21 protein-coding genes are annotated in these 26,482 nt (G+C 55.4%); 6 read left to right on the top strand and 15 right to left on the bottom strand.

The window, feature by feature from the left end:
* The first annotated feature begins 64 nt into the window (after positions 1-64).
* Positions 65-988, top strand: coding sequence for a M48 family metallopeptidase (locus CU041_RS04365; RefSeq protein ID WP_170310129.1), 924 nt, complete (start codon positions 65-67; stop codon positions 986-988).
* Positions 989-997: 9 nt separating this feature from the next.
* Here the strand turns inward: CU041_RS04365 and CU041_RS04360 are convergent, their stop codons facing one another.
* Positions 998-1,456 (bottom strand): Lrp/AsnC family transcriptional regulator, encoded by a 459-nt coding sequence (locus CU041_RS04360; protein ID WP_068518095.1) that lies wholly within the window; start codon positions 1,454-1,456, stop codon positions 998-1,000.
* 204 nt (positions 1,457-1,660) lie between these two features.
* On the opposite strand from CU041_RS04360, the gene ald reads away from it, so the two are divergent.
* The gene (gene ald / locus CU041_RS04355; protein ID WP_101245940.1) at positions 1,661-2,776 is read left to right on the top strand and encodes an alanine dehydrogenase; all 1,116 of its coding nucleotides are present in this window, start codon (positions 1,661-1,663) and stop codon (positions 2,774-2,776) included.
* Positions 2,777-2,846: 70 nt separating this feature from the next.
* Here the strand turns inward: ald and ilvD are convergent, their stop codons facing one another.
* Complete coding sequence (ilvD, locus tag CU041_RS04350) at positions 2,847-4,700, bottom strand: dihydroxy-acid dehydratase (protein WP_068518097.1); 1,854 nt, start codon at positions 4,698-4,700, stop codon at positions 2,847-2,849.
* Between the two features lie 531 nt (positions 4,701-5,231).
* Here ilvD and CU041_RS04345 point away from each other — a divergent pair.
* On the top strand, positions 5,232-7,301 hold the full coding sequence (locus CU041_RS04345; RefSeq protein ID WP_101245939.1) for a tetratricopeptide repeat protein: 2,070 nt from the start codon (positions 5,232-5,234) through the stop codon (positions 7,299-7,301).
* A gap of 61 nt (positions 7,302-7,362) precedes the next feature.
* Here CU041_RS04345 and CU041_RS04340 read toward each other — a convergent pair whose 3' ends face one another.
* Complete coding sequence (locus tag CU041_RS04340) at positions 7,363-8,004, bottom strand: D-glycero-alpha-D-manno-heptose-1,7-bisphosphate 7-phosphatase (RefSeq protein ID WP_101245938.1); 642 nt, start codon at positions 8,002-8,004, stop codon at positions 7,363-7,365.
* Between the two features lie 250 nt (positions 8,005-8,254).
* Between CU041_RS04340 and CU041_RS04335 the strand changes: the two genes are divergently transcribed.
* Entirely contained in the window at positions 8,255-9,130 is an 876-nt protein-coding gene (locus CU041_RS04335; RefSeq protein WP_068518100.1) for an AEC family transporter, read from the top strand.
* A gap of 48 nt (positions 9,131-9,178) precedes the next feature.
* Here the strand turns inward: CU041_RS04335 and CU041_RS04330 are convergent, their stop codons facing one another.
* The 4 genes from CU041_RS04330 to glmM form a co-directional block, all read right to left on the bottom strand.
* Entirely contained in the window at positions 9,179-9,526 is a 348-nt protein-coding gene (locus CU041_RS04330) for a hypothetical protein (protein ID WP_170310128.1), read from the bottom strand.
* A 21-nt stretch (positions 9,527-9,547) separates the two neighbouring features.
* Positions 9,548-10,096, bottom strand: a complete 549-nt coding sequence (locus CU041_RS04325; RefSeq protein WP_101245936.1) for a DinB family protein — start codon at positions 10,094-10,096, stop codon at positions 9,548-9,550.
* Between the two features lie 49 nt (positions 10,097-10,145).
* Positions 10,146-10,943 (bottom strand): bifunctional hydroxymethylpyrimidine kinase/phosphomethylpyrimidine kinase, encoded by a 798-nt coding sequence (gene thiD / locus CU041_RS04320; protein WP_101245935.1) that lies wholly within the window; start codon positions 10,941-10,943, stop codon positions 10,146-10,148.
* A 66-nt stretch (positions 10,944-11,009) separates the two neighbouring features.
* Entirely contained in the window at positions 11,010-12,359 is a 1,350-nt protein-coding gene (gene glmM, locus CU041_RS04315) for a phosphoglucosamine mutase (RefSeq protein ID WP_068518104.1), read from the bottom strand.
* A 245-nt stretch (positions 12,360-12,604) separates the two neighbouring features.
* On the opposite strand from glmM, the gene CU041_RS04310 reads away from it, so the two are divergent.
* Positions 12,605-14,644, top strand: coding sequence for a sensor histidine kinase (locus CU041_RS04310; protein ID WP_101245934.1), 2,040 nt, complete (start codon positions 12,605-12,607; stop codon positions 14,642-14,644).
* A 1-nt stretch (position 14,645) separates the two neighbouring features.
* On the top strand, positions 14,646-16,676 hold the full coding sequence (locus CU041_RS04305; protein WP_101245933.1) for a sensor histidine kinase: 2,031 nt from the start codon (positions 14,646-14,648) through the stop codon (positions 16,674-16,676).
* A 137-nt stretch (positions 16,677-16,813) separates the two neighbouring features.
* On the opposite strand, the gene CU041_RS04300 is transcribed toward CU041_RS04305, so the two are convergent.
* From CU041_RS04300 to CU041_RS04265, 8 genes are all read right to left on the bottom strand, one after another.
* Positions 16,814-17,539 carry a response regulator transcription factor gene (locus CU041_RS04300; RefSeq protein WP_228195907.1) on the bottom strand — a complete coding sequence of 242 codons (726 nt, stop codon included), beginning with the start codon at positions 17,537-17,539 and terminating at the stop codon, positions 16,814-16,816.
* 331 nt (positions 17,540-17,870) lie between these two features.
* Complete coding sequence (folP, locus tag CU041_RS04295; protein WP_101245932.1) at positions 17,871-18,986, bottom strand: dihydropteroate synthase; 1,116 nt, start codon at positions 18,984-18,986, stop codon at positions 17,871-17,873.
* Between the two features lie 12 nt (positions 18,987-18,998).
* Positions 18,999-20,942 (bottom strand): ATP-dependent zinc metalloprotease FtsH, encoded by a 1,944-nt coding sequence (gene ftsH / locus CU041_RS04290; protein WP_068518109.1) that lies wholly within the window; start codon positions 20,940-20,942, stop codon positions 18,999-19,001.
* Between the two features lie 84 nt (positions 20,943-21,026).
* Positions 21,027-22,493, bottom strand: a complete 1,467-nt coding sequence (tilS, locus tag CU041_RS04285; protein WP_101245931.1) for a tRNA lysidine(34) synthetase TilS — start codon at positions 22,491-22,493, stop codon at positions 21,027-21,029.
* Between the two features lie 21 nt (positions 22,494-22,514).
* On the bottom strand, positions 22,515-23,516 hold the full coding sequence (gene ybgF / locus CU041_RS04280) for a tol-pal system protein YbgF (RefSeq protein WP_233433002.1): 1,002 nt from the start codon (positions 23,514-23,516) through the stop codon (positions 22,515-22,517).
* Between the two features lie 294 nt (positions 23,517-23,810).
* A complete protein-coding gene (gene pal / locus CU041_RS04275) occupies positions 23,811-24,305 on the bottom strand; it encodes a peptidoglycan-associated lipoprotein Pal (protein WP_068518111.1) in 495 nt (164 codons plus the stop codon).
* Between the two features lie 129 nt (positions 24,306-24,434).
* The gene (gene tolB / locus CU041_RS04270) at positions 24,435-25,805 is read right to left on the bottom strand and encodes a Tol-Pal system beta propeller repeat protein TolB (RefSeq protein ID WP_068518112.1); all 1,371 of its coding nucleotides are present in this window, start codon (positions 25,803-25,805) and stop codon (positions 24,435-24,437) included.
* A gap of 40 nt (positions 25,806-25,845) precedes the next feature.
* Positions 25,846-26,482: energy transducer TonB (locus CU041_RS04265; RefSeq protein ID WP_101245929.1), on the bottom strand; the 637-nt coding region annotated here is incomplete at its 5' end.

The raw sequence follows: 26,482 nt of genomic DNA, 5'->3' as shown, positions 1-26,482 counted from the left end.
TCGCCGACGATCATACCAAATCGACAATCTGGTCCTTTGTGAAAAGCCGACCGGAATGCAACCCGTGCGCCTTCGCCCGCACACGGATGATGGTGCGCGGATCGTTATTGATAAAGGTCCGTTCACTGACACGCTGATCAGGCAGTTCCCGAAATTAACGGTTGCCGAGGGGTCATCAAAATTTCGGGCTCTTCTGATTGGAGGCATTTCTGCACTGGTTGCCTGTATCGGACTATTGGTATGGTTTGGGGTGCCAATTACGGCAGAACTGCTTTCGAACGTTTATCCGCGCGACAGTGAAATCCGCCTTGGCGAGATCGCCCGCGATCAAATCATCTCAGCCTTCGCACTTGAAAACGAAGAGAACGACGAAGAAGTTGTTTGCGTGCCAAACGCCGATGCAATGCGCGGTCTTGATCAGATCATGCATCAGCTGATCAAGTCCGGCGATCTTGACTATACCTACGAGATAACAGTGATACGCAGCGATATGGCCAATGCAATCGCATTGCCCGGTGGCCAGATTGTCCTTTTTTCCGACCTGCTGCAGATGGCGACATCACCCGAAGGATTGGCAGGCGTCCTTGCCCACGAGATCGGCCATACCGAGATGCATCACGGGCTTAGGAAAATGTTCTACGGGATCGGGCTAGGTCAGCTGATCTGGCTGTTTGGTGGCGGGCTGGACGCGCCGATTGATTTGCTGTTTCAGCACAGTTATTCGCGCCAGATGGAACATGACGCCGATCTATATGCGCTTGATCTTTTGGGGAAGGCCAAGGTCACCAGCCACGATCTGGCAGCGCTTCTGGAAAAGATGTCCCGTCAACGCACCAGAAATGGCTTGCAAAACACCATTCCGGAGTTTTTAAGCAGCCACCCCGATACCGACGGGCGATCTGCCCTGTTCAAAGAAGCCCGGTTGACGGGCAAGGTCGACATTCCCTATGCCGACTGGCTTGCCATCGAGAATATCTGCCGTTTCTAGCCTATTCGATCACACCGGCAATTCGGTTGTGCGTTTGACTTCGCGAAGGGTAATGACCGTCTGGACACGTTCGACACCGGGAAGCTGGGTCAGGACTTCGCTGTGGATGCGTTCATAATCAGCGGTGTCGCTATAAACGACATGCACCAGATAATCGCTTTGCCCGGCCAGAAGATAGCATTCGACGACCTCGGGCACCTTCTGGACTTCCTTTTCAAAGGTTTCCAGGGCTTCGCGGGTCTGGCGGGTGATGGCGATATTGACGAACGCATTGCCCGGTTTGCCAATACGGGCCGGATTGAGAAGCATGGTGTAATGGTCGATGAAACCGGCTTCTTCAAGCAGGCGCACGCGCCGCAGGCAGGCCGATGCGGACAGGTTTACCTTTTCGGCCAGATCCGCATTGCTGATACGTCCGTCTTTTTGCAACAGACGCAGGATCATGCGATCACGTTCATCCATCTGCATTTGAATAATCCTCCGAGATTTCGGTCATTCTTTTAAATTATCTAGCAATGATACCACCAACACCCCCTAGAAATGAAGATTAATTGCCCTATTTTTAGGGTATCATTCACAAACAATAACAAAATGGGCGCAAAACGCCCGGGCGTCCCCGGTCGATCCCGTGAGACACCCCGATTGCCACCTATTTCGTCGGGAGAAAACGAAATGCTGATTGGTGTTCCAAAGGAAATCAAAAACCACGAATACCGTGTCGGACTGACGCCAAGTTCAGTCCGCGAACTGACCGCCCATGGCCATACGGTCAAGATCGAAACCATGGCCGGTGCCGGTATCGGTTGCAGCGACGAGGATTATGTCGCCGCCGGTGCGGAAATTGTCGGTACCGCCGCCGAGATATTTACCACCGCCGAAATGGTCATCAAGGTCAAGGAACCACAAAAAGTCGAATATGAACAGCTGCGCGAAGGACAGTTGCTGTTCACCTATTTGCATCTGGCGCCAGATCCGGATCAGACCGCAGGCCTGATCAAATCGGGTGTCACGGCGATTGCCTATGAAACCGTGACCGATCGAAATGGCGGGTTGCCGCTTTTGGCACCGATGTCGGAAGTCGCAGGACGCATGGCCCCGCAGGTGGGCGCGGCCGCCCTGCAAAAGGCCAATGGCGGACGGGGCATGCTGCTCGGCGGTGTACCCGGTGTTGCCCCGGCCAAGGTTGTGGTGATTGGCGGCGGTGTTGTTGGCACCAATGCTGCACGCATTGCCGCGGGCATGGGGGCGGATGTCACCATTCTTGATAAAAACGTCAAACGCCTGACCTATATCGATGATGTATTTGGTCCGCGTATCAAAACCCAATATGCCACCATCGACGACACAGAGGCGCTTGTCTTTGATGCCGATATGGTGGTCGGTGCGGTTCTTATTCCCGGTGCGGCAGCCCCGAAACTGATCCGCCGCGAACAGCTTGCCAGAATGAAGCCGGGTTCGGTGATTGTTGACGTCGCGATCGATCAGGGCGGATGTTTTGAAACATCCAAAGCCACCACCCATGCCGATCCGACCTATATCGTTGATGACGTGGTGCATTACTGCGTTGCCAATATGCCCGGTGCAGTTGCGCGCACATCAACCTTTGCGCTGAACAACGCCACCCTGCCCTTTGCCCTGGCACTGGCCAACAAGGGATGGAAACAGGCCTGCAAGGAAGATCCGCATCTGGCCGCGGGCCTTAATGTTCATAACGGCAAGATCACCTATCAGGCGGTCGCCGATGCGCTGGGATATGACAATTTGCCACTTGATAAGGCATTGTCGTAAACCCGCACAATCCCATGAAAAAAGGGCCCCGAATTGGGGCCCTTTTGTTTTGGTTCATGCCGGTCGAAAATCAGAATTCGACCTGGGTTACGTCGCGCACAGCCCCCTGATCGGCACTGGTTGCCATGGCGGCATAGGCGCGAAGGGCGGTTGTGACTTTGCGTTTGCGCGGTTTGGCCGGGCGCCATGCTTCTGGCCCCTTGGCTTCCATTGCCTGACGGCGGGCGGCAAGGGTTGCGTCATCAACAGCGATCTTGATCGTGCGGTTCGGGATGTCGATTTCGATCATATCACCCGGTTCGACCAGCGCGATATCGCCACCAGCCGCAGCTTCGGGGGAGACGTGACCAATCGAAAGACCGGAGGTCCCGCCCGAGAAACGACCATCGGTAATCAGCGCACAGGCCTTGCCCAGCCCCATCGATTTCAGGTAGCTGGTCGGATAGAGCATTTCCTGCATGCCCGGACCGCCTTTGGGGCCTTCGTAACGGATGACGACAACATCGCCTTCCTTGACCTCGCCACCGAGAACCTTGGCGACGGCTTCGTCCTGACTTTCGCAAATCACGGCCGGGCCGGTGAATTTCAGGATGCTTTCATCCACGCCACCGGTCTTGACGATGCAGCCATTGACCGCAAGGTTGCCAAACAGAACCGCAAGACCGCCATCCTGACTATAGGCATGGGCAACGTCACGAACGCAGCCTTCCTTTTCATCAAGATCAAGGTCATCCCAGTAGCGTTCCTGACTGAACGCGGTCTGGGTCGGGATACCGCCGGGCATGGCGCGATAGAATTTGTGGACCGCCTCGTTTGTGGTGCGTTTGATGTCCCACTTTGCAAGGGCATCGGCCATGGTTTTGGTATGGACGGTTGAAACATCGGTATGCAGCAACCCGGCACGATCAAGTTCACCAAGAATGCGCATGATGCCACCCGCACGATGGACGTCTTCCATGTGGAATTTCGGATGGTTCGGTGCGACCTTGGACAGATAGGGGATCTTACGCGACAGGCGATCCATATCGGCCATGGTGAAATTGACTTCGGCTTCCTTGGCAATCGCCAGAAGGTGGAGAACCGTGTTGGTCGACCCACCCATTGCAATATCAAGCGCCATGGCGTTTTCAAACGCCTCGAACGTGGCGATACCGCGCGGGGTCGCAGTGACGTCTTCTTCTTCGTAATACCGACGTGCCAGCTTGACCGAGGTACGGGCCGCTTCGAGGAAAAGCTCCTTACGGGCGGCATGGGTTGCCAGAACCGAACCGTTACCCGGAAGCGCAAGACCAAGGGCCTCGGCCAGGCAGTTCATCGAGTTGGCCGTGAACATGCCCGAGCACGACCCGCAGGTCGGGCAGGCAGAACGTTCAACGGTTTTGACCTGTTCATCGGAAATTTTCGGGTCGGCGGCCTGAACCATCGCATCAACCAGATCAAGGTGATGTTCTTCGCCATTCAGGACGACCTTGCCGGCCTCCATCGGGCCACCGGAAACAAAGACCGCCGGAATATTCAGGCGCATTGCAGCCATCAGCATCCCGGGCGTGATCTTGTCACAGTTGGAAATGCACACCATCGCATCGGCGCAATGGGCATTGACCATATATTCAACGGAATCGGCAATGATTTCGCGCGACGGCAAGCTGTAAAGCATGCCGTCATGGCCCATCGCGATGCCATCATCGACCGCAATGGTGTTGAATTCCTTGGCGACACCGCCGGCAGCCTCGATCTCGCGGGCGACCATCTGGCCAAGATCCTTGAGATGGACGTGACCGGGCACGAACTGGGTGAAGCTGTTGACGACCGCGATGATCGGCTTGTCGAAGTCTTCATCTTTCATACCAGTGGCGCGCCAAAGGCCGCGCGCACCGGCCATGTTGCGGCCATGGGTTGTTGTACGGGACCGATATTCCGGCATGGAAGGAACCTCTCTTTTTCGCGGGGTACGTTTCTTTAATATACTCGCGTTCTAGCACAGTATTCGCGCTTTTTGACAGTTTTTTGCCTGAAAATTTCACCAGACCCGAACATTTGGTACGATTGATACATCGGACAATGCAAAGACCCGCCGAAACGTCCGATCGGGAATGCCCCGAACCTGCCCGAGGCCCCTTGAGCGTCCATCAGGGCCAATTTTGTGACCCAGTTCACAATTTACATTACCTTATTATGAAGTACCTATCCCAAATACCAAGAATACTATCCCCTTGGATAGGCGATCTTTACCTGAACAATCCATATCTTAGTGGATGATTATCGCCGCCAGGCGATTCTCCCACTCCCATTCTCACCCCGGACCTGTAGCGGTTCGGGGTTCTTTTTTTGCCTTTTGGGCAAACGACTGATGGCGTGTCAGAACTGTCTACTTTAAAGGTGTCCCGTAACCCTTTAATGTCGGGGGTCAGTCATCCATTCGGAATGAGAAGATCAGGCGGAGAAGCGCACCCAGATGTCGGACCAACTCAAGACATTGTTGCGACGCGGACTTAGCGCGCATGAGGGGAACCGGCCAGACGAGGCCGAGAAGATCTATCGCCAGGTTCTTGATATCGCGCCCAACAATGCAGAAGCAGAGCATCTTCTGGCGACCCTTCTGACCGGACAGGGCCGCCATGGCGAAGCGATTGACCTGTTTGAAAGTTGTTTGTCGAGCTTTGGCGCCAATCCGGCCGCCCGGTGCAATTATGCCATCGCGCTTGAAAGTTCGGGACAGATCGAAAAGGCCATCGACCAATTCAAGCAGGCCATCAGCTATCACGGGGATTTCCCCACCGCCCTTTATCATCTGGCACGTCTTGAGATACCGCGCGGCCATCTTGGACAGGCGGTCGACCTTCTGGGGCGGTTGCTGGGTCTTAAACCCGACCATTATGAAGGGTTGCTTCTGTTCGGGGATGCATTGCATGCGCTCGGCCAGGAAGAAGCCGCTCTGACGTCCCTTGAACATGCCGCGCAGGCCGCCGGAATTTCACCGGACCTGATTTGCCGGGTTGGCGGGGCCTATTTGCGGCTGGGCTATCCGAAACCGGCACAGGAACTTTATCAACGTGCCCTGAGCATCAATGCCAAATTTGTTCCCGGTTTGCGCGGACTTGGACAGGCACTTGCCCATCAGGGCCAATATGCCAAGGCAATCGCCCTTTTGAAAACGGCGCGCCAGCTTGCCACCCGGACATCGGATATTGATCTGGTTCTGGCCGATATTACCCTGAAATGCGGTGATCTGACTGAGACCATCGCCCTTCTTGAAGGGATCCTGGCAAAGGACCCGGACCATGCGACCGCAGATGCGCTTTTGGTCCGAACAAAAGCCAAACTTGGATCAACAGACGGCACAGACCACGCCAAGGCGGCCAAGAACTGGGCAAAGCATCATATGCCGATTGCGGCCAAGCCCAGCTTTGCCAATATCAGACAAGCCGACAAGCGGTTGCGCATCGGGTGGCTGTCGCCATTCTTTTGCGATCACGCGACCCATGGGCTTTTGCGGCCGCTCGCACGTCATCTGAACCGCCACGAGATCGAACTGTTCCTGTATTGCGCAACGCCGCGCCCCGATGATGTCACCCGGTCCTGGCAGGTCATGGCAGATGGCTGGCGCGAGGTTTTCGGCCAGGACCCGATGCAAATTGCCGACCGCATCCGCAAGGACAAGGTCGATATCCTGATTGATGTTTGCGGCATTCATCCGACCCAACCGATCGAGGTTTTCGCGCTTTATGCCGCCCCGGTTCAAGCCAGCCTGTCGCCGATCACGACAGGTATCGCCCAGATCGATTATCTGATCGGGCATAAGGAAATGTTCAGTGGCAAGCTTGCCGCCAACAAGCTGTTCTCCGAACGTCCGCAGAAGCTTGAACTTGGGCCGTATCTTCCTGATGAATATGATGACGCGCTTCCTGTCAGTCCGCTTCCTGCCGCGGTGGGCGATGATATTATCCGGTTTGGCTGCATCGACCGGGTTGCCAATATCAGTGATGAAACACTCAATTGCTTTGCGCGTATCCTGAACAAGGTCAAAAACAGCCGCATTGTCATCCAGGACGATGTTCTTGAAGACAGTTATGCCGCCAAGACGTTTCTTGACCGTACCCGTCAGGCCGGGATCAAGCGCGATCGGCTTGATCTTGCCGGGGTTGTCGCCAAAGAAGACCGCCCTGCCCTGTTTGCCCAGATTGATATCGGACTGGCGCCGTTCCCGGCGATTTCGATCGAGAATTATTTCGACATGTTGTGGTCCGGGGTGCCGTTTGTATCGCTTGCAAGCGAATTGCCGGGATCTCGCATGGGACTGGCATTGCTGGGTGATATCGGGCTTGAAGCATTATGTGCCCAAACCGAAAAGGGCTATGTCGATAAATGCATCATGCTGAGTTCCGACCTTAAGGCACTGGCCAGCATCCGGGAAAACATGCGCGAGCGCATCCGTAACAGCAAGGCATTCCACGGCCCGGCAGTCGCCCGCGAGTTCGAGGAAGCCTGTCGCGAGATGTGGCAAAACTGGTGTCTGGCCAAATAGCAGGCCGGATCGGCAATCGCACAATGCGCACGCCTGCCGATACTCAGACGGCGCACGCGGCCTAACGGACGATCATCGAGCGCAGAATTTCATCAACAGCAGCCGCCAGATCATCGGCGATGAAGTCGGCTTCTGATGATTCCGGTTGTTTGGTTTCCTTGGCCCCGTGCCCGGTTCGCACCATGATGGCACGTGCCCCCGCGGCATGACCGGCGCGGATATCATTGATGCGATCGCCCACCAGCACGCTGTGAGGCAGTGAAATCGCAAATTCATCGGCCGCGGCCAGCAACATGCCCGGTTCGGGTTTGCGACAGGTCGTTTCGCGACGGTAATCGCCTTCGCCCTTTTCGTGATAGGGGGAATAGAAAATCCCCTGAAGGGATGCATGTTGTTCGGCAAGCATCGCAACCATCGCCTTGTGAATATCAAAAAGCTGGTCTTCGGTAATATAGCCGCGCGCAACGGCGGACTGGTTGGTCACAACGATCACCGGAATGCCGGCATTGTTCAGTTTGCGAATGGCGTCAGCCACACCATCAATCAGGCACAAATCTTCGATGCGTGACAGATAGTGGACTTCTTCATTGATCACGCCGTCCCGATCCAGAAACACCGCCGGCAGCAGATTGCGGCGGTCACGAAACCGCGGCGCCGGATCAATCAGGTGACGTTTGACAGGATCATCGGAAGGGTTTTGCATCAGGAACCTTTTACGCAATCAATCTGGGGCAACAATACCGCAAGTAACAATACTGCAAGCTTGGGGCCTGAGCCCATTTTAAACAGTCAATCAGGTTCAGCCCCAAGCCAATATGGCAAGATCGCCGGGAAAAGCCACCCCGCATTCCGCAGCGCGAAAAACAAAGTGGTATTACCATTATTCACTTGCAGGAAGGCCGTCTGCCATGACAGGTTCTGGTTAAAAGAACCTGATCAGGAATGCGTATCCAATGTTTGCCGATATCCTAGCCATTCTGGCGCCCGTCTTTATCACCGCTGGACTTGGCTATTTCTGGGCCCGTGCAGGCAAGCATTTTGACACCAATCTTGTGACATCCATCGTCACCTATTTTGCGACACCGTGTTTGACATTTGCCGCCCTCGCAACGGTCGAACTGGGTGGGGATACGCTGATCCTGATGGGGACGGCAGCACTTGCGGCCAATATTCTTTTTGCCCTGATCGGGTGGCCGATCCTGAAGGTTTTCAAGCTGTCGCCGCGGACATATTTGCAGTCGCTGACCTGGCCGAATGTCGGCAATGTCGGCTTGCCGCTTTGCATGCTGGCCTATGGCAAGGAGGGACTGGCGCTTTCGGTGGCGTTTTTTGCCACCTATGTGGTGCTTCAGCTGACCATCGGGGTCGCCTTTGTTTCCGGCAGCTTTTCACTGAAATCGCTGGCAAAGATGCCGATCATTCCGGCAACCCTGATCGCCACCATCTTTCTTGCTACCGATACCGACGTTCCGGCCTGGCTTTACAATACCACCAACCTGATCGGGCAGCTGACCATCCCATTGATGCTGTTTACCCTTGGCGTATCGCTTGCCAAGCTGCGCCCGGTCAGCCTTGCACGCAGCACAGCGCTTAGCCTGTTGCGCCTTGGCATGGGGTTCGGGGTTGGTGTCGGTCTTTCGGAAGTTATGGGTTTGACCGGGATCGAGCGCGGTGTGGTGATTTTGCAATGCTCGATGCCGGTTGCTGTTTTCTGTTATCTGTTTGCGCAGCTTTACAACCGCGAACCCGAAGAAGTCGCGGGCGTGGTCATCAGTTCAAGCTTCCTTGCCGCCATCGCCCTGCCGGCCCTTCTTTGGTATGTGCTGTAAGGCGCGCGCCCTTGAGCAGGTTCCATTTCAATCCAAACGGAACTTGCACTAGCGGATGATCAGGCGATAGTCCCCCGAAACAGTGCCGTCCGCGGCACTTTTATCGGGATAAAATCCGACAGCGCATTCAAAGCTTCCTTTCTGAAGATCAGGGTCGCCTTTTTCGGCGGCCAGTTCCATCACGTGATCCCGGCAGGCGGCAACATCGGCAAAGACGGCCTCGGTAATCTGGATTTTACGCGGTTCGGCCCGATCGGGGGTATAGACCGCGGTGACATTTTCCCAAGGTGCGGCATCATCAGACCAGAACAGGTCGGCGATATGGCGTTCGGGATTGCCAAAACTTGCGACAGCAAGACCGGCAATCGCCAGTGCAAGAACCGCACGACGTAGCATTCGTTTATTCATCTTCTTCCTTCAGGCCCCTTTGCCGCGAAGCAATGTGAAATCGATTGCCGGAAACGGGGCATCATATTCAAGATGGTAGTCATCCATCGGTGGTGGCGACTGTGTGGTGGTTGCAAGCAGGATGTGAACCTGCCCGCGTTGATGGGTTTGATAGACAAACAGATGTGACAGGATATCGGCAACAGTTTCATGTGTGACCACATTGTTGCGACGTTCAAGTTCAACATCACGCATCGCATCCTTTTCCCCGAGCTGATCACAAAATGCCATCAGTTTATGGTCGGCATCGCGTTGGGCCGCCGCCAGACCGGCGATGTCGGAAAAGGGTGTCATACGGCCCGAATATAGGTCCCCCTGCCCGTGCCCGCCATCCAGCAAGGCATCAAGATAATAGCTGTCGACCGTAAGGGTCTGGTTCAGGGCTTCGAGGATCGAAGGGGTGAAACGTGTCCGTTTGGCGTTGAGTTCACGCGATGTGAGCTTTTGACACACACCAAACAGACGATGATTGGACCAGGCATTGTTTCGCGCCTGATGAAAAAACGAAGTTCCCGGCATACCGCAAGTGTCCCAATTTTTGGCACCCGGCGACGTTTGACAGAAATGTCTATCCGGTCACAGGGTGCGCATGGTTTAGCGGACCGTTTCCTTTGCCGTAATTTGGTGCGGTTCGGATGGCTTCACGGACATAAGCCCGTGCGCGAGCAACAGAATCACTCAATCCCATGCCCTGTGCCAGCCCGGTTGCAATCGAACTTGCAAGCGAGCAGCCCGTACCATGATTATTTTCAGACGGAATGCGAGAACCTTCGAAGCCTTCGACATCACCGTCCCGGCGCCACAAGATATCGACGATTTTATCCCCTTCGGCGTGACCACCTTTGATCAGGACAGCCTGCGCGCCCAGATCGCCAATTTTGTGCGCCGCAGCAATCATATCACCTTCGTCGGCGATTTTCATGCCTGACAGTACTTCTGCTTCGGGAATATTTGGTGTCAGAACCGTTGCAAGCGGGATCATTTGTTCGATCAATGCCGAAACCGCGTCATCTTCGAGCAGTTTTGAACCGCTTTGTGAAACCATCACCGGATCAACAACCACAGGAATCCCGTCTGCTTTTTCCTTGATGAATTCCGCCACCGCATTGATCACCGGCACAGAATGCAGCATCCCGGTCTTGATTGCATCGGCACCGATATCATCAATCGTTACCGTTGCCTGATGGACGATCATTTCCGGTGCGATGCCCAGAACGTCGAAGACTCCGGTCGTATTTTGCACCGTAAGCGCGGTAATGGCCGTCGCAGCATAGCCGCCAAGTGCTGTGACCGACTTGATATCAGCCTGAATACCAGCCCCGCCCGAGCAATCGGACCCGGCAATAATCAAGACGCGACCTTTCATGATCGACTTCCTTTATCCGTGCAAAACGATGTTCTGTTTAACGCCAAACCGGCAACCGGTCACGGCTTAACCGGCAACGGCGGTGATCTGGGCCACAATCCCGTCGACGATTTTTTCGACCTTGGCGGCGTCGTCGCCTTCGGCCATGACACGGATCAGCGGTTCGGTCCCCGATTTGCGGATAAGAACACGGCCATCGCCATTGAAGGCCTTTTCGGCCGAAGAAATGGCTTCGATCACGCTGCTGTCAGACAGCGGATCGGAACCGGCCGAATAGCGCACATTTTTAAGGATCTGGGGCAGCGGTTCGAACACGCGGCTCATTTCCGAAACGCGGCCTTCGCGGCTGGCAAGAACGGCAAGCACCTGAAGGGCGGCAAGCAGGCCATCACCGGTCGATGCAAAATCAGACAGCACGATATGGCCGGACTGTTCGCCGCCGACATTGCAATCAAGCGCGCGCATCTGTTCAACCACATAGCGGTCGCCGACCTTGGTGCGGATCAAACGCACGTCATTGCGTTCCAGATAGCGTTCAAGACCAAGGTTGGACATCACGGTCGCCACCAGCGCATTGCCGCGCAACTGTCCGGTGCGTTTCCAATGGGTGGTGACAAGGCCCATCAACTGGTCCCCGTCAATCAGCTGGCCTTTTTCGTCACACATCTGAACACGGTCGGCATCACCATCCAGCGCAATTCCGACATCCGCCTTTTCCGCCAGAACCCGGTCGCACATGGTTTTGGTATAGGTCGAACCGCATTTGTCATTGATGTTCAGGCCATTCGGGCTGGTGCCGATTTCAATCACATCAGCGCCGAGTTCGCGCAGAACCTTGGGGGCGACGGAATAACCCGCACCATGGGCGCAATCAAGGACGATACGCAAACCTTCGAGCGTCACCGAACCGGGCAAGGAAGATTTGACCGCCTCGATATAGCGGCCCGGCGCATCATCAATACGCTTGGCACGACCAAGGGCATTGGCCGGTACCAGTTTGCTTGAAAGGTCGCTTTCCATCAGTTGTTCGAGTTCGAGTTCGACCTCGTCGGACAGCTTGAAACCATCCGGCCCGAACAGCTTGATGCCGTTATCCTGGAACGGGTTGTGCGAAGCAGAGATCATGACGCCGATATCGGCACGCATGGATTTGGTCAGCATGGCGACCGCAGGCGTCGGCATCGGCCCGACCAGCATCACATCCATCCCCATCGATGTAAAACCGGCTACAAGTGCAGGTTCAAGCATATAGCCCGACAGGCGGGTATCCTTACCAATGACGACCTTGTGGCGATGGTTGCCGCGCGTGAAATAATGGCCTGCTGCCATCCCGACCTTAAGTGCCACTTCGGCAGTCATCGGGGCCGTATTGGCCGTTCCACGAATTCCATCGGTACCAAAATATTTGCGGCTCATGCTTCTTTTCTCTGTTTCTTCAACGGGCGGTCATGCCCGTCCTATGAATTCTGATTGCCGGTTATATCAAAGTGACGTTTCAATGCTACTGTTCAATGTGTTCGGCAAGCGCGCATTTTAGCCCAACTCACCCACCAATCCGTTAACGCGCCCGGTACTTTGTCGGCCGATAAAAGCAATGACCTGACGGCAAAAACCGGCTATCACAAAGCGACATGTTTTAAAGGCTTGAAACCGGGGGAATTTTGGGGGTTTTCCGCACAAATCTGGCATTGCTTGCGATGATCGTGGCAATCGGTTGCGGTGTGCTTGTTTCCCGGACAGCGCCATCCCATGCCCATGAACTGCGCCAGCATTTTGTTCTTGATGGCAATGGCCCGAAAAACACCGTCAATCTGAACCGGTTTCTTGAACGGATGGTTACCGACCGGTCGATCATCATTCCATCCGATGTCGTCAATCTTCCCGATTCCGAATTCGAAAAGGTGTTTGGCACACCGGGGCCCGGCTATACCGACAGGACAATCTGGTATCGGGCATCATTCCTTGTCGAAGCCGATGACAGCGACAGCAAGGCGTTATCCTATCTTGAAGTTGGCGCGACCTATCTGAATGAAATCCAGATGTATGTATTGTCGGAAGAAAGCGGTCGCACCATCTGGGAGGGACGCGTTGGCGATCGCATCCCCAATGGGCCCGATGCGATTGCCGGGTTAAAGCATATTGCGCAATGGCCCATATTGGGCCCGGGCCATTACTGGCTGGTGATGGCGGTCAGAACCAACAGTTCGCATGTTTTTGAAGTGACGCTATCACCGGAATCCGTTGTCATCGCCGATGCCGGTTCTGAAAGTTATCTCAAGGGCAGTTATCTTGGCATTTTGCTGGTGGCGTTCGGGGTTTATCTGACCTTCGGGGTTCTGACACGTGACCGCGCGATCAACTGGTATGCGGGCTATATTCTTTCGCTGTTTTTGATCAATCTTGGCACGTCGGGTTATGCGCAACTGATTTTCAAAGATCTTTGGCCGCTTGCCAGTGATTTCGTTACCGGTACGGGGACGGCACTTGCGCTTGGAACCAGTCTTGCGATGTGGGCATCGATTGTCGAGCTTAACCGTCACAACCGGTTTCTGTACCGGGTGATGATGTGTTTTGCCGGTGTGGCAATGTGCGGGTTCCTGACGTCGACATCCGATCTTTATATCTATTTTGCCAAACTGTTCTTCGTTCCCGACATCTTTTTGCTGATTGTGTTGCTGGTCTATTTTGTGATGATCGGCTATCGCGAGAAGCGCCTGGCACGGTTGAGTTTCCTTCTGGTGGCGCTTGGCGTGCCGACACTTGCGGTGATTGTGCATCTGTTGATGTTGATGGGGCTTGTGCCGATCAATGCCTTTACCGGCAATATCTATTCGGCAAGTTCGACGGTGCATCTTGTCATGGTGGCCCTTGCCATGGGGTATCGCACCTATGCGCTTGCCAACCGGCGTCTGGATGCATTTCAGAACAGCCAGCGCGCCAATCAGCTTGCCGGGGAACAGCGCACCTTTATTACCATGCTGTCGCATGAATTCCGCACCCCGCTTGCCATCATTCAGCGGTCGGCGGAAATTCTCGGCCTGCATCTTCGTGACGAACAGGAAGCGGTCCACACCCGACTGGCCACCATCCGCAGCAATGCCGGACAGTTATCGGGACTGGTCGATGCGTTCCTGACAAAGGAAACACTTGATAGCGCGACCTTTACGACATCGCGCCAACCGGTCGCCATTGACCTTTTCCTGAGCGAACTGATCGCGCGGCGCACCCGGGAAGTCCCCGAACAGAACGTCAATCTGATCAATTCGGAATTCGCAATTGTCGAGGTTGATCGCATTCTTCTGGAACGGGCGATCGTCAATCTGATTGAAAATGCCCGCAAATATGCACCGGGATCACCGGTATGGATTGCGTGTAACCGGGCGGCAAACGGGTTTGTCTATATCCGGGTTCTGGATGAAGGACCGGGCATTCCCCCGGAAGATCTCAGCAATGTTCTTAATGCGTTTTATCGTGGCCGGGAATCTTCGGTCACCCAGGGGGTTGGTCTGGGACTTCATATCACCAACCAGATTGTCGAAGCCCATGAGGGCACATTATCGGTCAGTGTCGGTGAACGCGGCGGCACGACCATTTTGCTAAAGATCCCCTATAACCACGAAGCAACGATTGCGCGCACCAACGAAATATATCTTGGCGTTCCCGGCAAGTTTCGCCCCAAATCCCGCGGAGAGGACCGGTAACATGCGCAAAACCATGATGCCAGGTCACCTGTCGGACCGTTTGCACAAGATCGCGATGATGGTTGGTGCGGTGATATTTGCGATTGTTTGCGCCCTGCCCTTCGGGATCGGAGGCGGATTTATCGGCGGTTCCGGATCCGCATTTGCGCAAACCGGGTCCGCATCCCAAAATGGTGCGGTGGTTCTTTCGGGGCGTCTTGAAACAGCAATCGACCTGACACCGTTTATCCGGTCCTATGTCGACAAATCGCGCCATCGTTCATTGCGCGAGATCCTTGCCCTGCCCGATCAGAGTTTCGCGCCATCCGAACATATTCCGTCATTTGGCTATACGCAGGATATCATCTGGTACCGGATGGCGCTTTCCATCGATGCGCCGGTTAGCAATCAGGCGCTTTTTGAATTTGCGCCAACCTACCTGGATTTCATTGATGTGTTTTTGTTCGCCAAGGGCGACGATCAGCCTGTCTGGACGGTAAATCTTGGTGACAATATTCCGGCAAGTGCCCGCCCGTACAAGGGCGGCACCCATATTGCGGCCCTGCCGCCGCTGATATCGGGCCAGTATGAGATGTATATCCGGGTGCAAAGCAACAGCACCAATATGATGCAGTTGAAGCTTTGGCCCAGCAACGCCCTGATCACGTCCCTGACCTATCGGAATTTGACGACCAATGTGTTTTTCGGGCTGGTGGTGACACTTGGCATTGCCTATTTCACGTTCGGTCTGATTGCGCGCGACTATGTGGTGTCGCTTTATGGCTGCTGGATTGTCACGGTCGGGGCCGTGGTTGCGATTGTCAACGGGCTGGTCCTAAGCGAAATCAGCCCGGAAATTCCGTGGCTGAATGATTTCCTGTTGAGTGAAACCAACATATTGTCGCATGCGGCAATTGCGTTTTTATGGCTTTACATCACCGACATTCGAAAACGCCATCCACTGATTTTCAAGCTGTCATGCTGTTATGCCCTGTTTGTCCTGGCCTTTACCCTGACCGGTGGCGGGCGCTATTACACGTGGTTCGGGACTTATGTCGTTCCCAGTCATGCGCTGTTCATGGCGATGATGTGCCTGTTTCTGGTCAAACGGTTGATCGAGGATATCCATTCCTGGCTCAACTGGGCCTATCTGGCTGTTCTGGCCATTCCGACCGCAGCGGGGATCACGCTTCAGCTTGTTCATAGCGGCTGGATTGATGCAACACCGCTGCGCATCGGGCTGCATCAATATACCCTTGTGCTGCATCTTGTCGGCATGGGCATTTTGATGGCGGTGCGGCTGTTTCATATGAACAGCGAACGCCTGTCAATTTCGCGGCAGGCATCGGAAACCACGACGCTTGTCGAAGAACAGCGCAAACTGATTTCCATGCTGTCCCATGAATTCCGCACCCCGCTTGCCGTTATTCAGCGGTCGGCCGAAATGCTGATGCTGCGCCTTAAGGGCGGGACGCGTGACGTGATGGATCGTCTGGAACGGATCCAGTTACAGGCCCGCAAGCTTGCCCGTCTGGTTGACATTTTCCTGAGCAAGGATGGCATTGATAATCAGGAATTGTCGCTGGCGCGCGAACTGGTCGCGATTAACCGGTTCATGGAAGATTTCGTTGCCAACACCACCCGCGAAGGGGCGGAAATCTTTGTGACCTGCCACGATACGGACGGGTTCGAGGCCTTTATTGATGAAACCCTGATCGGGCTTGCGATTACCAATCTGATCGAAACTTCGCGCCGGTTCGCCCATGGTCGCCCACTGCACATCCAGGTGGTGCGTCATAGCAGCGCGATGGTTGAAATCGCCATTCCGTGCAGCGGGCCGGAATTAAATGATGACGAAATCAGATTGATCGGCGATGCGCTGTTTCGTCAGAACATGGAAGCCAAATCCATGCGCAGTGCCCTTGGCCTTCATATTTCCCAACGCATCGTCGATGCCCATGGCGGATCGATCAAATTGCGTGACCAGGGACGTTTGGGGATCGAGCTTTGTCTGTTGCTGCCCTGTGAAGAAACCGGCGCGGGCGAACCGTAAGACGGGCCATTTACAATCCCCCGCCCTCACTGCCGCCAACAACGCCCAAAGGTCCGGCACAGCAAAATGCAGGCATCGGGCGCAAGCTATCCAGTGCAAGGTATCGGACGCCGGAACGGGGCGATATGCCCGAAAAGTCAGGACGCGTCAGCCGCACCCTGAACAATTGCGGTCGAGGTAAAGGCATAACCCCGACCATAGGCCGTTCTGACCGGCAGTTCTTCGCCGATTTCCTTGAGGATTTTCTGACGGACACGACGGATGGCGGTATCAAGGTTACGGCAATTTTCCGCCGTGTCTGCCTTGCCAAGTTCAATGACGATTTCCGGGCGGGTCAACCAGGCACCGTTTGCTTCGATCAGCAATTTGATGATCGTGCGTTCGGTCGCGGTCAGGGTTGCTTCATCCCCGTTGGGATTGCGCAAAGTCCAGTTCAGCATGTCGAGAACCCAACCGCCTTCAAGTCCGGCCTGTTCGGGACCGGAGTCGACATCGCTGCGGGTTGTCCGGCGCATCAACGGTTTAAGGGCGGCCTCGATCACGGAAAGCGGGCTGTCTTTGGTCAGGTAGACATCCGCGCCGGATTTGTAACCGGTCAGATGATTATCCATGCCCGAAAGCGATGTCAGCATCATGATCCCGCAATCAATCGTCTTGCGGACATGTTTTGCCAGTTCATAGCCATCCGCATCCGGCAGCATGATATCAAGAATAACAGCGTCGGGTTGCTTGGTTTCCAATGCACGATAGAAGGCTGCGCCGGTTTCACATCCCACGACGTCAAACCCGCACATTTCCAGATACTCGCACAGATCCTTGTTCAGGTCTGTGTTGTCTTCAACGACAAATACACACTGTGTCATAGCATCCCGGCCGGATGTGACGCTGCTGAAATCAGGCTGCGTCAGGCCGCCAATTCCGTTCATACAAAGACCTTCGCGTTTGCTTTTTTGTGCCAACCAAGAGTTGTGGCTTTGTGCCACTTGTATTCATTCAATATCTGGTATGTGACGATGTGCCCTATTCTGCAAGCCCCAACCGTCAAAGGTCAGAAAATGCCAGAATCCAAACAGAAAAAGGCAAGACCACATCAGGTTGGGTAAGAAGTCCCCAACCTTTTGAATGATCTTGCCTTTTAATCGAAACGTTAAAAATCACAAGCTATACAGCCAGTGAGTGTAAAGGTCTTATCGGCTATACCATAGAGGTAGAGCTGGACACTGAAAGTGCCTGCACCGTTTCCTGAACATCATGGACGCGGATCATCTGAACCCCGTGGCGCCAGCCATTGACCGCCGATGCAATAGACCCGCCAAGGCGCTGCTTGGGATCTGCATCAGGGTCGATCTTGCCAATGAAGGATTTGCGCGACGTCCCCAACAGGATCGGGCAGCCCAAACCATGGAAGATCGCCAGACGCGACAGCAGTTCAAGATTGTGCGACAGCGTTTTGCCAAAACCGATACCCGGATCAACACAGATGCGTTCGCGCGCAATCCCTGCCCGTTCGCAGCTTTCAATACGATCCAGCAGATAGTCATAGACATCAAGAACCGCGCAATCATATTGCGGATCGGCTTGCATGGTGCCCGGTTCGCCCTGCATATGCATCAGCATGACGGGTTTGCCCGATGCGGCGGCGACTTCCATTGACCGTTCGTCGCCTTCCAGCCCGGTAACGTCATTGATGATTGCGGCCCCGGCGTCGAGTGCGGCCTCCATCACCGAGGCATGACGGGTATCGATCGAAATCACATGACCGTCGGCTGCGAGTTCCCGAATGACCGGAACCACACGGTTAATTTCCTCGTCTTCGGACACATTAGCCGCACCGGGGCGGGTTGATTCGCCACCGATATCAAGGATCGATGCCCCGGCCTTTGCCATGGCACGACCGCGTGCAACCGCATCGGACGTGGTGTTGTAATCCCCACCGTCCGAAAAGCTGTCGGGCGTCACATTGATGATGCCCATGACATGGCAGGTCGCCATATCAAGCCCGGCATATTCCGGCCGTTTGGCCATCAGGCGATCCAGAACATTGTTGATTTCGTCAACACGTCCGCTGTTCTGAACCCAGCCTTCAAGGGCAAGCAGCGGCAGAATCATGCTTTCGGCCCCGCCACCATCGCGGCGGCGGATGATCTCAAGCGCAGAAAAGCCGCGGCGCGATCCGGCCAGCGGAAGCGTGTTGGGGTCATCGGCGTGGTCAATGAAACCCGTAGGTGCGTAGTAAAGCGGTCCATCAAAATCAGCAAAGCCCCGCACATCGGCGGGGCTTCGCAGGACCGATCTTTTGATCTCGTCCATCAGTCTCTTTCGTTAGCTTCCCGGTTGCGGTTCCGGCGACAGATCCCCGCCACCTTCGCCAGGGTTGTCTTTGCGGGCACCACCGGTGCTCGGCACGGTGGAACGGCGTCCACCACCTGCATCCTTGCCGCCGCCGGTCGAATGGCCCGGACGGTTGATTTCCTCGCCGCGCAGCAGCGCATTGATTTCATCACCCGACAGGGTTTCATACTCCAGAAGACCTTTGGCCAGAACATGCAGGTCATCAAGATGTTCGGTCAGAACACGCTTGGCGAATTCATAGGCCTCGTCGGAATAACGACGGACTTCGTCATCGATCAGCTGTGCCGTTTTCTCGGACACGTTTTTGTGCTGTGCGACGCTGTGACCAAGAAACACTTCTTCCTGGTTATCAACGTATTTGACGTTACCCAGTTTGTCCGAGAAGCCCCATTCGGTCACCATCTTGCGGGCATACTGAGTCACCATATTGATGTCAGAAGATGCGCCCGTGGTGACCTTGTCCTTGCCAAAGATGATTTCTTCGGCAACACGGCCACCCATGGCAACAGCCAGATCCGAGATCAGCTGTTCATAGGATTTGGAAACCTGATCACGTTCCGGCAGGCGCATGACCATCCCCAGTGCGCGACCGCGCGGGATGATGGTTGCCTTGTGGATCGGATCGGATGCCGGGGTATGAAGGGCAACCAGTGCGTGGCCACCTTCGTGATAGGCGGTCAGCTTTTTCTCGTCATCGGTCATGATCATCGAACGGCGTTCCGCCCCCATCATGACTTTGTCCTTGGCGTTTTCGAAATCGGCCATGGTGACGACGCGCTTGCCAAGACGGGCCGCAAGAAGGGCCGCTTCGTTGACAAGGTTGGCCAGATCAGCACCCGAGAAGCCCGGTGTACCACGTGCAACCGTGCGCAGATCAACATCCGGACCCAGCGGAACCTTGCGGGCATGAACACCAAGAATGTGTTCGCGGCCTTCAAGATCGGGGTTCGGGACAACGATCTGACGGTCAAAACGACCCGGACGCAGCAATGCCGGGTCCAGAACGTCCGGACGGTTGGTTGCCGCAACCAGGATCACGCCTTCGTTGGCTTCGAAACCATCCATCTCGACCAGAAGCTGGTTAAGGGTCTGTTCGCGTTCATCGTTACCGCCGCCAAGACCGGCGCCACGATGGCGACCAACCGCGTCGATTTCATCGATGAAGATGATGCAAGGTGCGTTTTTCTTGCCCTGTTCGAACATGTCACGGACACGCGATGCACCAACACCAACAAACATTTCAACGAAGTCCGAACCCGAAATGGTGAAGAACGGAACGTTTGCTTCGCCGGCGATTGCACGTGCCAGAAGCGTTTTACCGGTACCCGGAGGACCAACCAGCAGCATGCCTTTGGGGATTTTACCGCCAAGACGCTGGAATTTCTGGGGATCACGCAGGAAGTCGACGACTTCTTCAAGTTCGCCCTTGGCTTCTTCGATGCCCGCAACGTCTTCAAAGGTCACGCGACCGGACTTTTCGGTCAGCATCTTGGCCTTTGACTTGCCAAAGCCCATGGCCTTGCCGCCGCCGCCCTGCATCTGGCGCATGAAGAAGATCCAGACACCGATGATCAGCAGCATCGGGAACCAGCTGATCAGTGCGCTCATCAGCGGCGAAAGGCTTTCTTCCGGCTGTGCGATGATGCGAACACCCTTGTCGTTCAGTTTTTCGACAAGGTTCGGATAATCGGGGGTGTAAACATTAACAGAGCGACCGTCGCGCGTTTCTGCTGTCAGATTATTGCCCTGGATGGTGACTTCCGAAATCTGGCCGGTATCAACTTCGGCAAGGAAGTCCGAAAATGCCAGCGACGACTGGCCGGACCGTCCGGAGGGCGACTGAAACAGGTTAAACAAGGCCACCAAAAGGATGGCAATGATAACCCACAGTGCGAGATTTTTTCCCATATTCATTCCAAGCTACTGGTCGCAATTATGTGTGCCGTGACGCAAAACTTCCTGCGCAAGGCTTGATCATCAGATAGTCACAAGCCCTGCTTACGCAAGTAGGTTGTCGGGTTTCGGCGACGATTTGAAACCACTTTCCCACAAAGGTACTGGTGGTGCAAACCGCCATCGCCCGCCAAATGCAAATTTTCCCCTGCCCGAAGGCGGTTCACAGTCGGCGGCGGATAATACGTCGGAAAGCTCCGAAACCTCAAGCCCGCCAACGGATCGCAAGCCTTCTTTATCGTAGAGTGCAGGCATGGATGCAAGGGCCGCGCGCGGCAAATTGCCAATAAATGGTACGATTTCGCGCAATGCAGCCCGAAATGCCTTTGTGTGAAACACATCACAAAGATCAAGCGGCCCGATCCACGGATCGGTCAAGCCCCCGAAATCGGCGCGATTTAGCAGCAATTCGAACCGGTTATCCCAACAAACCGATCCGGTTTTGACATCCGCAGGCACATCCATCGTCACCACCTGATGCACTGCCGCACCATCAAGCCGCCCCCGTTCGCGATACACGCAAACCTGATCGCGGCGCGCATGCAAAACGCATCCGCCCAGACTAAGGCGCGCGGACGGATTTTCAGAAATCCGCGCCAAGGCACCCGCGAGACTATCAAAAGCCGGCATATAGCCCGCCCCGCCAGCCGTTCGAACCACCTGCCCCACGGCATAAATGCGTGCGGTATCGTCGTGATGCCCGGTCATAAACAGGGACCGGTCGCAAAGCGCAACCCCATTGCCATGAAGGGTTACGCACCCGGCCAGAAGGCGCCCGATCGACTGTTCAAGCGTCCGTCGTTCCTCGGCAATATCCGCGCGGCATGATGATGGCCCGCAGTTATCGGCAAGCCGGTTGCGCACCCGGACGCGTTCGAATTTTTCATTGCGATTTGACGGGTCTTCGACCCAGGCTTGATGGCGGCTCTGAAGAGTTGCGACCAGATCGGCCTTTTCCACGGCCAAAAAAGGGCGCAGCACACGGGCATGTTTCATAAAGCGCCGTGCCGACATGCCCGCCTGCCCCAGCGGGGTTGGGCCACGCATTTCGCGCATGGCAATTGTTTCGGCCTGATCACCGGCATGGTGGGCCACCAGCAAATGGAAAATACCGCGATCGGCCAACAACTGATCCATCAGATCATAGCGCGCCCGTCTGGCCTGTTCCTGCACCGCGCGCGACGGTTTGGTGCCCTGCCATCGCAAAATGACATGTTCAATCCCGTGTTCGTAAAGCTGGTTTCCGACCCATTGCGCTTCCTGGGCGGAATCGGCGCGCAATCCGTGATCGACAGTAATTGCCAGGATTGCCCCGCCCCGCGCCCGACACCATTCATCGGCCAGCAACGCCAGTGCCATGCTGTCTGCGCCCCCCGAAACCGCGACACCCACAACCGGGGCTGCTTCGAACGGGGCAAATTCGGCCATCAGCTTTTCAAAGACAACGGCGTCCAGTGGAGTTCCACTGGACGCCGCAGCATGTTCGGATCTGTTCGGGACGCTGTCGGTCATGACATGCCTGTTGCCAATGGCCTATTGCGCGCAACCGCGGCTTTTGCGTTCCTGACGGGCGCGATCAAGGACAACATTCGATGCATTCGGGAAGTTATCAATCAGATGACCAAATGCGGTGCAGGCATCTTCGTTTTTGCCAAGATTGGCCAGCGACATGCCAAGTTTCAGAAGATTATCCGGTGCCTTGGTGCTGTCGGGATAGGTCTGGAAACCTTCGGTAAAGGCGATGGCGGCATTTTCATACTGTCCGCGCACATAATAGGTTTCGCCCAGCCAGTATTGCGCATTGCCCGCCAGCGGGTCATTGGGGTGCTGGGCGACAAAGCTGCTAAGCGCCTTTTCGGCAGCCGGGAAATCCTGTTTGCGCAGCAGGCCAAAGGCTTCGCGATATTGTTCTTCGGGGGTGCCGGTTGACGCCGATACCGATGCGGACTGGGTCGATGCCGCAGACACATTGCCCGACGGACCGGACGGAATTTTTGGCGGCTGACCTTCGCTTTCGATCACGCCAAACAGCTTGGTGCCACGTTCATTAAGACGTTCGCCACTTGCCGATCCGCCCAATTCGCTTGATGCGACCGCATCACCGGTCGGCGCCGGACCATCAGCAGCCCCCGCAGCCAGCGGCGCAGCACCGGACGGGGCCGCACCGGACATGGCACCGCCATTTTCAAGCTGGCCAAGACGGAAATCGATATCGGCAACCAGACGTTCCAGACGTTCTTCCATCTTGCGAATACGGAAATCGAACTGTTCGAGTTGCCCGGTCAGTTGCGACGCATTGCGCTGAAGTTCATTGATCTGAACCTGCTGGCGGGCTGCTGCCGGGGTTGAGGCGCTGTCGGCACCAGATGCGGCAGCACCGGCAGCCGCACCTGCGCCACCGGTCCCTTCGCGGTAGACATAACGCTGCAAGAGATCGAGATCCTTGCGCAGTTGTTCGACCTGGCGGGACATGTTGGCGTCCTGGGCGTGGACCGTTCCTGATCCAAGTGACGTCATGGCAAACACGGTACCCATGGCCAAAGCCACAAGAATCCGGCGGCCTTTACGCGAAGTTGCGGCCCCTGTTGCGCGTGAACCCGTGGCACTGGCCCGATCGGATCGGATCGCGGCACAGGCAGCAAGGTGCGATTCAGTGGTGGGTCGAACTCGGATCATTATCAGGTCCTTTGTCGTCAATGCTGTCTTTGTTGCGTCACTATGAACAGGACACGATGACATTTTCAACATTTTCAGGCGGCAAAAATAAGGCGCCTGCCCCGGACGGGACAGGCGCCTTGGTATTCAAGTCAGGCTTTCACCTGCACGCGCTTAGCGGATAACCGATACAGCGCGGCGGTTTTTCGCCCAGCTTTCTTCGTCATGGCCAAGAGCGACCGGACGTTCTTTACCATAAGAAATGGTTTCAACGCGCGACGGGTCGATACCCAGAGCGATCAGGTAATCTTTAACCGAGTTCGCGCGACGTTCGCCGAGTGCAAGGTTGTATTCACGGGTGCCGCGCTCGTCGGCATGACCTTCAACAACAACTTTGTACTGCGGGTATTTTTTCAGCCAAGCGGCCTGCAGTTCGAGGGTGCGACGTGCTTCGCCAGCCAGATCGTATTTATCGAAGCCGAAGAAGACGCGGTCACCAACGTTAACAGCGAACCACTCTGGGCTGCTTTCCGACAGCGACGTGCTGGTGGACGGCTGGTTTACAGTCGATACACCCTCGCCACCAGTGGTCGCAGAGCTATCAGGTGCAGTTTCACATGCAGCCAGAAGAGCGGCAGCAGCAAAAACGCTGAGAATACGAAGTTTCATTTAAGTTTTCCCCTTAACACCGGACGCATTCGCCCGAGGTTGGTGTTTTCCATGTCTCGCGACACCGAAAATGCCCGCGATAAAAGCGAATCGCATTCAGTGCTTCGCGATGACTATACTCTTGAGATATCAGGGAATCAAGGGTGACCATGCTGGATCCGACCCATCCGCAGGTGTAACGATCTCTCGCTCGTTATAACCTGTGAGATCTATCGAATACAGACGATAGCGATCCTTGGTCCCGTCCCTGGACGGGTGCTGGCGGTGATACATCAACACTCTTCCGTTCGGAGCCCATGTTGGTCCCTCTACGAGGAACCCTTCGGCCAGCAGCCTTTCACCACTGCCGTCTGGCCGCATGACACCGATATAGAACCTACCTCCTTGTGATTTGGTGAATGCAATCAGGTCTCCGCGTGGCGACCAGACTGGTGTGGCGTAAAGACCCCCACCAAAACTGATACGCTGAACGCCACCACCATCTGCATTCATCACGTAAATTTGTTGTGACCCACTGCGATCAGAGTTGAACGCAATGCGCGAACCGTCAGGCGAATAGGAAGGCGAGGTATCCACGGCGGCATGACGCGTCAGCTGATGCTTTTCGCGCGTGCGCAGGTCCAGTTCATAAATTTCACTGTTCCCGTCAAGCGCTTGCGACATGACAACCGAGTTCCCGTCTGGCGCGAATCGGGGCGCAAAAGTCATCCCCGGAAAATCGCCCAGCAATTCCAACTCGCCGGTATCGATATCCAAAACATAGACGCGTGGCTTGTCGTTGAAATACGACATATAGACCACTTCCTGTGCTGTCGGCGAGAAACGCGGGTTCAGCACAAGGAACCGACCGTCCGACAGGAACCGGTGGTTTGCACCATCCTGATCCATGATCGCCAAACGTTTTACACGTTTGTCGGCCGGGCCTGATTCAGACACATACACAATTCTGGTGTCGAAATATCCGGTTTCGCCGGTAATGCGCTTATAGATCTCGTCAGCGATCTTGTGCGCAATACGGCGCCAGTTATTGGGCTGTGTACGGTAGGCAACACCAGACATCTGGGTTTCTGCCAGCACATCCCAAAGACGGAATTCGACACGAAGCAATCCGTTTGGTTCCGTAACAACACGACCATTGACCAGTGCCTGGGCACTGATGGCGCGCCATTCGGCGAAGTTCGGATTGACCGCCAATGATGCGGCACTCTGGATGAATGCCTTTTCATTGATCGGTGCAAACAGCCCCGAACGTTCGAGGTCGGCAGCAATCACCTGTGTCAGGTTCTGGCCGATCTCGGTTTCGGCAACGCCTTCACCCGGGAAGCGGGTGACGGCAATTGGCATTGGCTTGAGTTCACCCCGGGTGATGTCAATCCGGAGTTCCGCCTTTGCCGGCGACATGAAACCGACATTCAGGCCAGCGACAACGGCAAGGGCACACAGTGTCGCGACACTGCTTCTTACCCAAAATCGTTTTCCTGCGTTGGTCTTGATCGTCATCCTGCCTCGCTATTTTCCACGCGTGTTCAAGAACTTATCATTAAAGGCCCAGCATTTCACGCATGTCGAAATTAAACGTGAATGTGCGCCACATTTCATATTTATCCAGCGGCAGTTTTAGAGGACTGCATTGCGGATTTAGCACTGCTCGCAAAGCACTTTCTGCAATCGTACGGCGAGAAGAATCGCCCTGTATGTCATTCAGATTACTGATACGTGCCTGTCGAACGGTTCCGTCAGGGTTTGCGCTGACGTGAATTTCAACGGCAAAGCTCCCGGCTTCCTTGGCACCGGCCGGCGGGCTCCAGCATTTTTCAATCTGGCGCTTTACAGCATCAAGCTCGCTCATGGTCAGATTCGCATCCAGTCTGGTTGCCACGACCTCGCTGGCGTTTTCTTCGGGCACCTGATCAGGTTGCGGTTCCGGGGTTGCCTGTGCCGTTTCCTTCAGCTTGCTCACATCCTTGAGAACACTCATCAGGTCGCGCTTTTTCGGCTCTTCCTTCTTGGGTTCTTCCTTTTTCGGTTCCGGCTTTTTGACCGGCTCGGGTTTGGGCGGCTGTGGCTTGCTGTCGGGCTTTACCGCAGCCAGTTCGGTCGGCTGTGGTTCCGGTTTGGGTTCAGGCTGCTTTTTAACCTCGGGCGTGGGCACCGGTTCCGGCTTTGGCGCCGGTTTT

Origin of the sequence: Thalassospira povalilytica, from assembly GCF_002844235.1 — a bacterium.
GTDB lineage: Bacteria > Pseudomonadota > Alphaproteobacteria > Rhodospirillales > Thalassospiraceae > Thalassospira > Thalassospira povalilytica.
The sequence above is the reverse complement of the archived record's forward strand: the minus strand, read 5'-3'. Positions and strand labels throughout refer to the sequence as shown.

What these genes read in the sequence shown, in the direction of transcription:
- CU041_RS04300 (WP_228195907.1), bottom strand. Translation starts at nt 17,539, where the DNA reads ATGACACAGTGTGTATTTGTCGTTGAAGACAACACAGACCTGAACAAG.
- folP (WP_101245932.1), bottom strand. Translation starts at nt 18,986, where the DNA reads ATGGACGAGATCAAAAGATCGGTCCTGCGAAGCCCCGCCGATGTGCGG.
- CU041_RS04325 (WP_101245936.1), bottom strand. Translation starts at nt 10,096, where the DNA reads ATGCCGGGAACTTCGTTTTTTCATCAGGCGCGAAACAATGCCTGGTCC.
- ybgF (WP_233433002.1), bottom strand. Translation starts at nt 23,516, where the DNA reads ATGGGTACCGTGTTTGCCATGACGTCACTTGGATCAGGAACGGTCCAC.
- CU041_RS04305 (WP_101245933.1), top strand. Translation starts at nt 14,646, where the DNA reads ATGCGCAAAACCATGATGCCAGGTCACCTGTCGGACCGTTTGCACAAG.
- CU041_RS04335 (WP_068518100.1), top strand. Translation starts at nt 8,255, where the DNA reads ATGTTTGCCGATATCCTAGCCATTCTGGCGCCCGTCTTTATCACCGCT.
- ftsH (WP_068518109.1), bottom strand. Translation starts at nt 20,942, where the DNA reads ATGAATATGGGAAAAAATCTCGCACTGTGGGTTATCATTGCCATCCTT.
- CU041_RS04330 (WP_170310128.1), bottom strand. Translation starts at nt 9,526, where the DNA reads ATGCTACGTCGTGCGGTTCTTGCACTGGCGATTGCCGGTCTTGCTGTC.
- thiD (WP_101245935.1), bottom strand. Translation starts at nt 10,943, where the DNA reads ATGAAAGGTCGCGTCTTGATTATTGCCGGGTCCGATTGCTCGGGCGGG.
- tilS (WP_101245931.1), bottom strand. Translation starts at nt 22,493, where the DNA reads ATGACCGACAGCGTCCCGAACAGATCCGAACATGCTGCGGCGTCCAGT.
- CU041_RS04340 (WP_101245938.1), bottom strand. Translation starts at nt 8,004, where the DNA reads ATGCAAAACCCTTCCGATGATCCTGTCAAACGTCACCTGATTGATCCG.
- ald (WP_101245940.1), top strand. Translation starts at nt 1,661, where the DNA reads ATGCTGATTGGTGTTCCAAAGGAAATCAAAAACCACGAATACCGTGTC.
- pal (WP_068518111.1), bottom strand. Translation starts at nt 24,305, where the DNA reads ATGAAACTTCGTATTCTCAGCGTTTTTGCTGCTGCCGCTCTTCTGGCT.
- ilvD (WP_068518097.1), bottom strand. Translation starts at nt 4,700, where the DNA reads ATGCCGGAATATCGGTCCCGTACAACAACCCATGGCCGCAACATGGCC.
- glmM (WP_068518104.1), bottom strand. Translation starts at nt 12,359, where the DNA reads ATGAGCCGCAAATATTTTGGTACCGATGGAATTCGTGGAACGGCCAAT.
- tolB (WP_068518112.1), bottom strand. Translation starts at nt 25,805, where the DNA reads ATGACGATCAAGACCAACGCAGGAAAACGATTTTGGGTAAGAAGCAGT.
- CU041_RS04360 (WP_068518095.1), bottom strand. Translation starts at nt 1,456, where the DNA reads ATGCAGATGGATGAACGTGATCGCATGATCCTGCGTCTGTTGCAAAAA.
- CU041_RS04345 (WP_101245939.1), top strand. Translation starts at nt 5,232, where the DNA reads ATGTCGGACCAACTCAAGACATTGTTGCGACGCGGACTTAGCGCGCAT.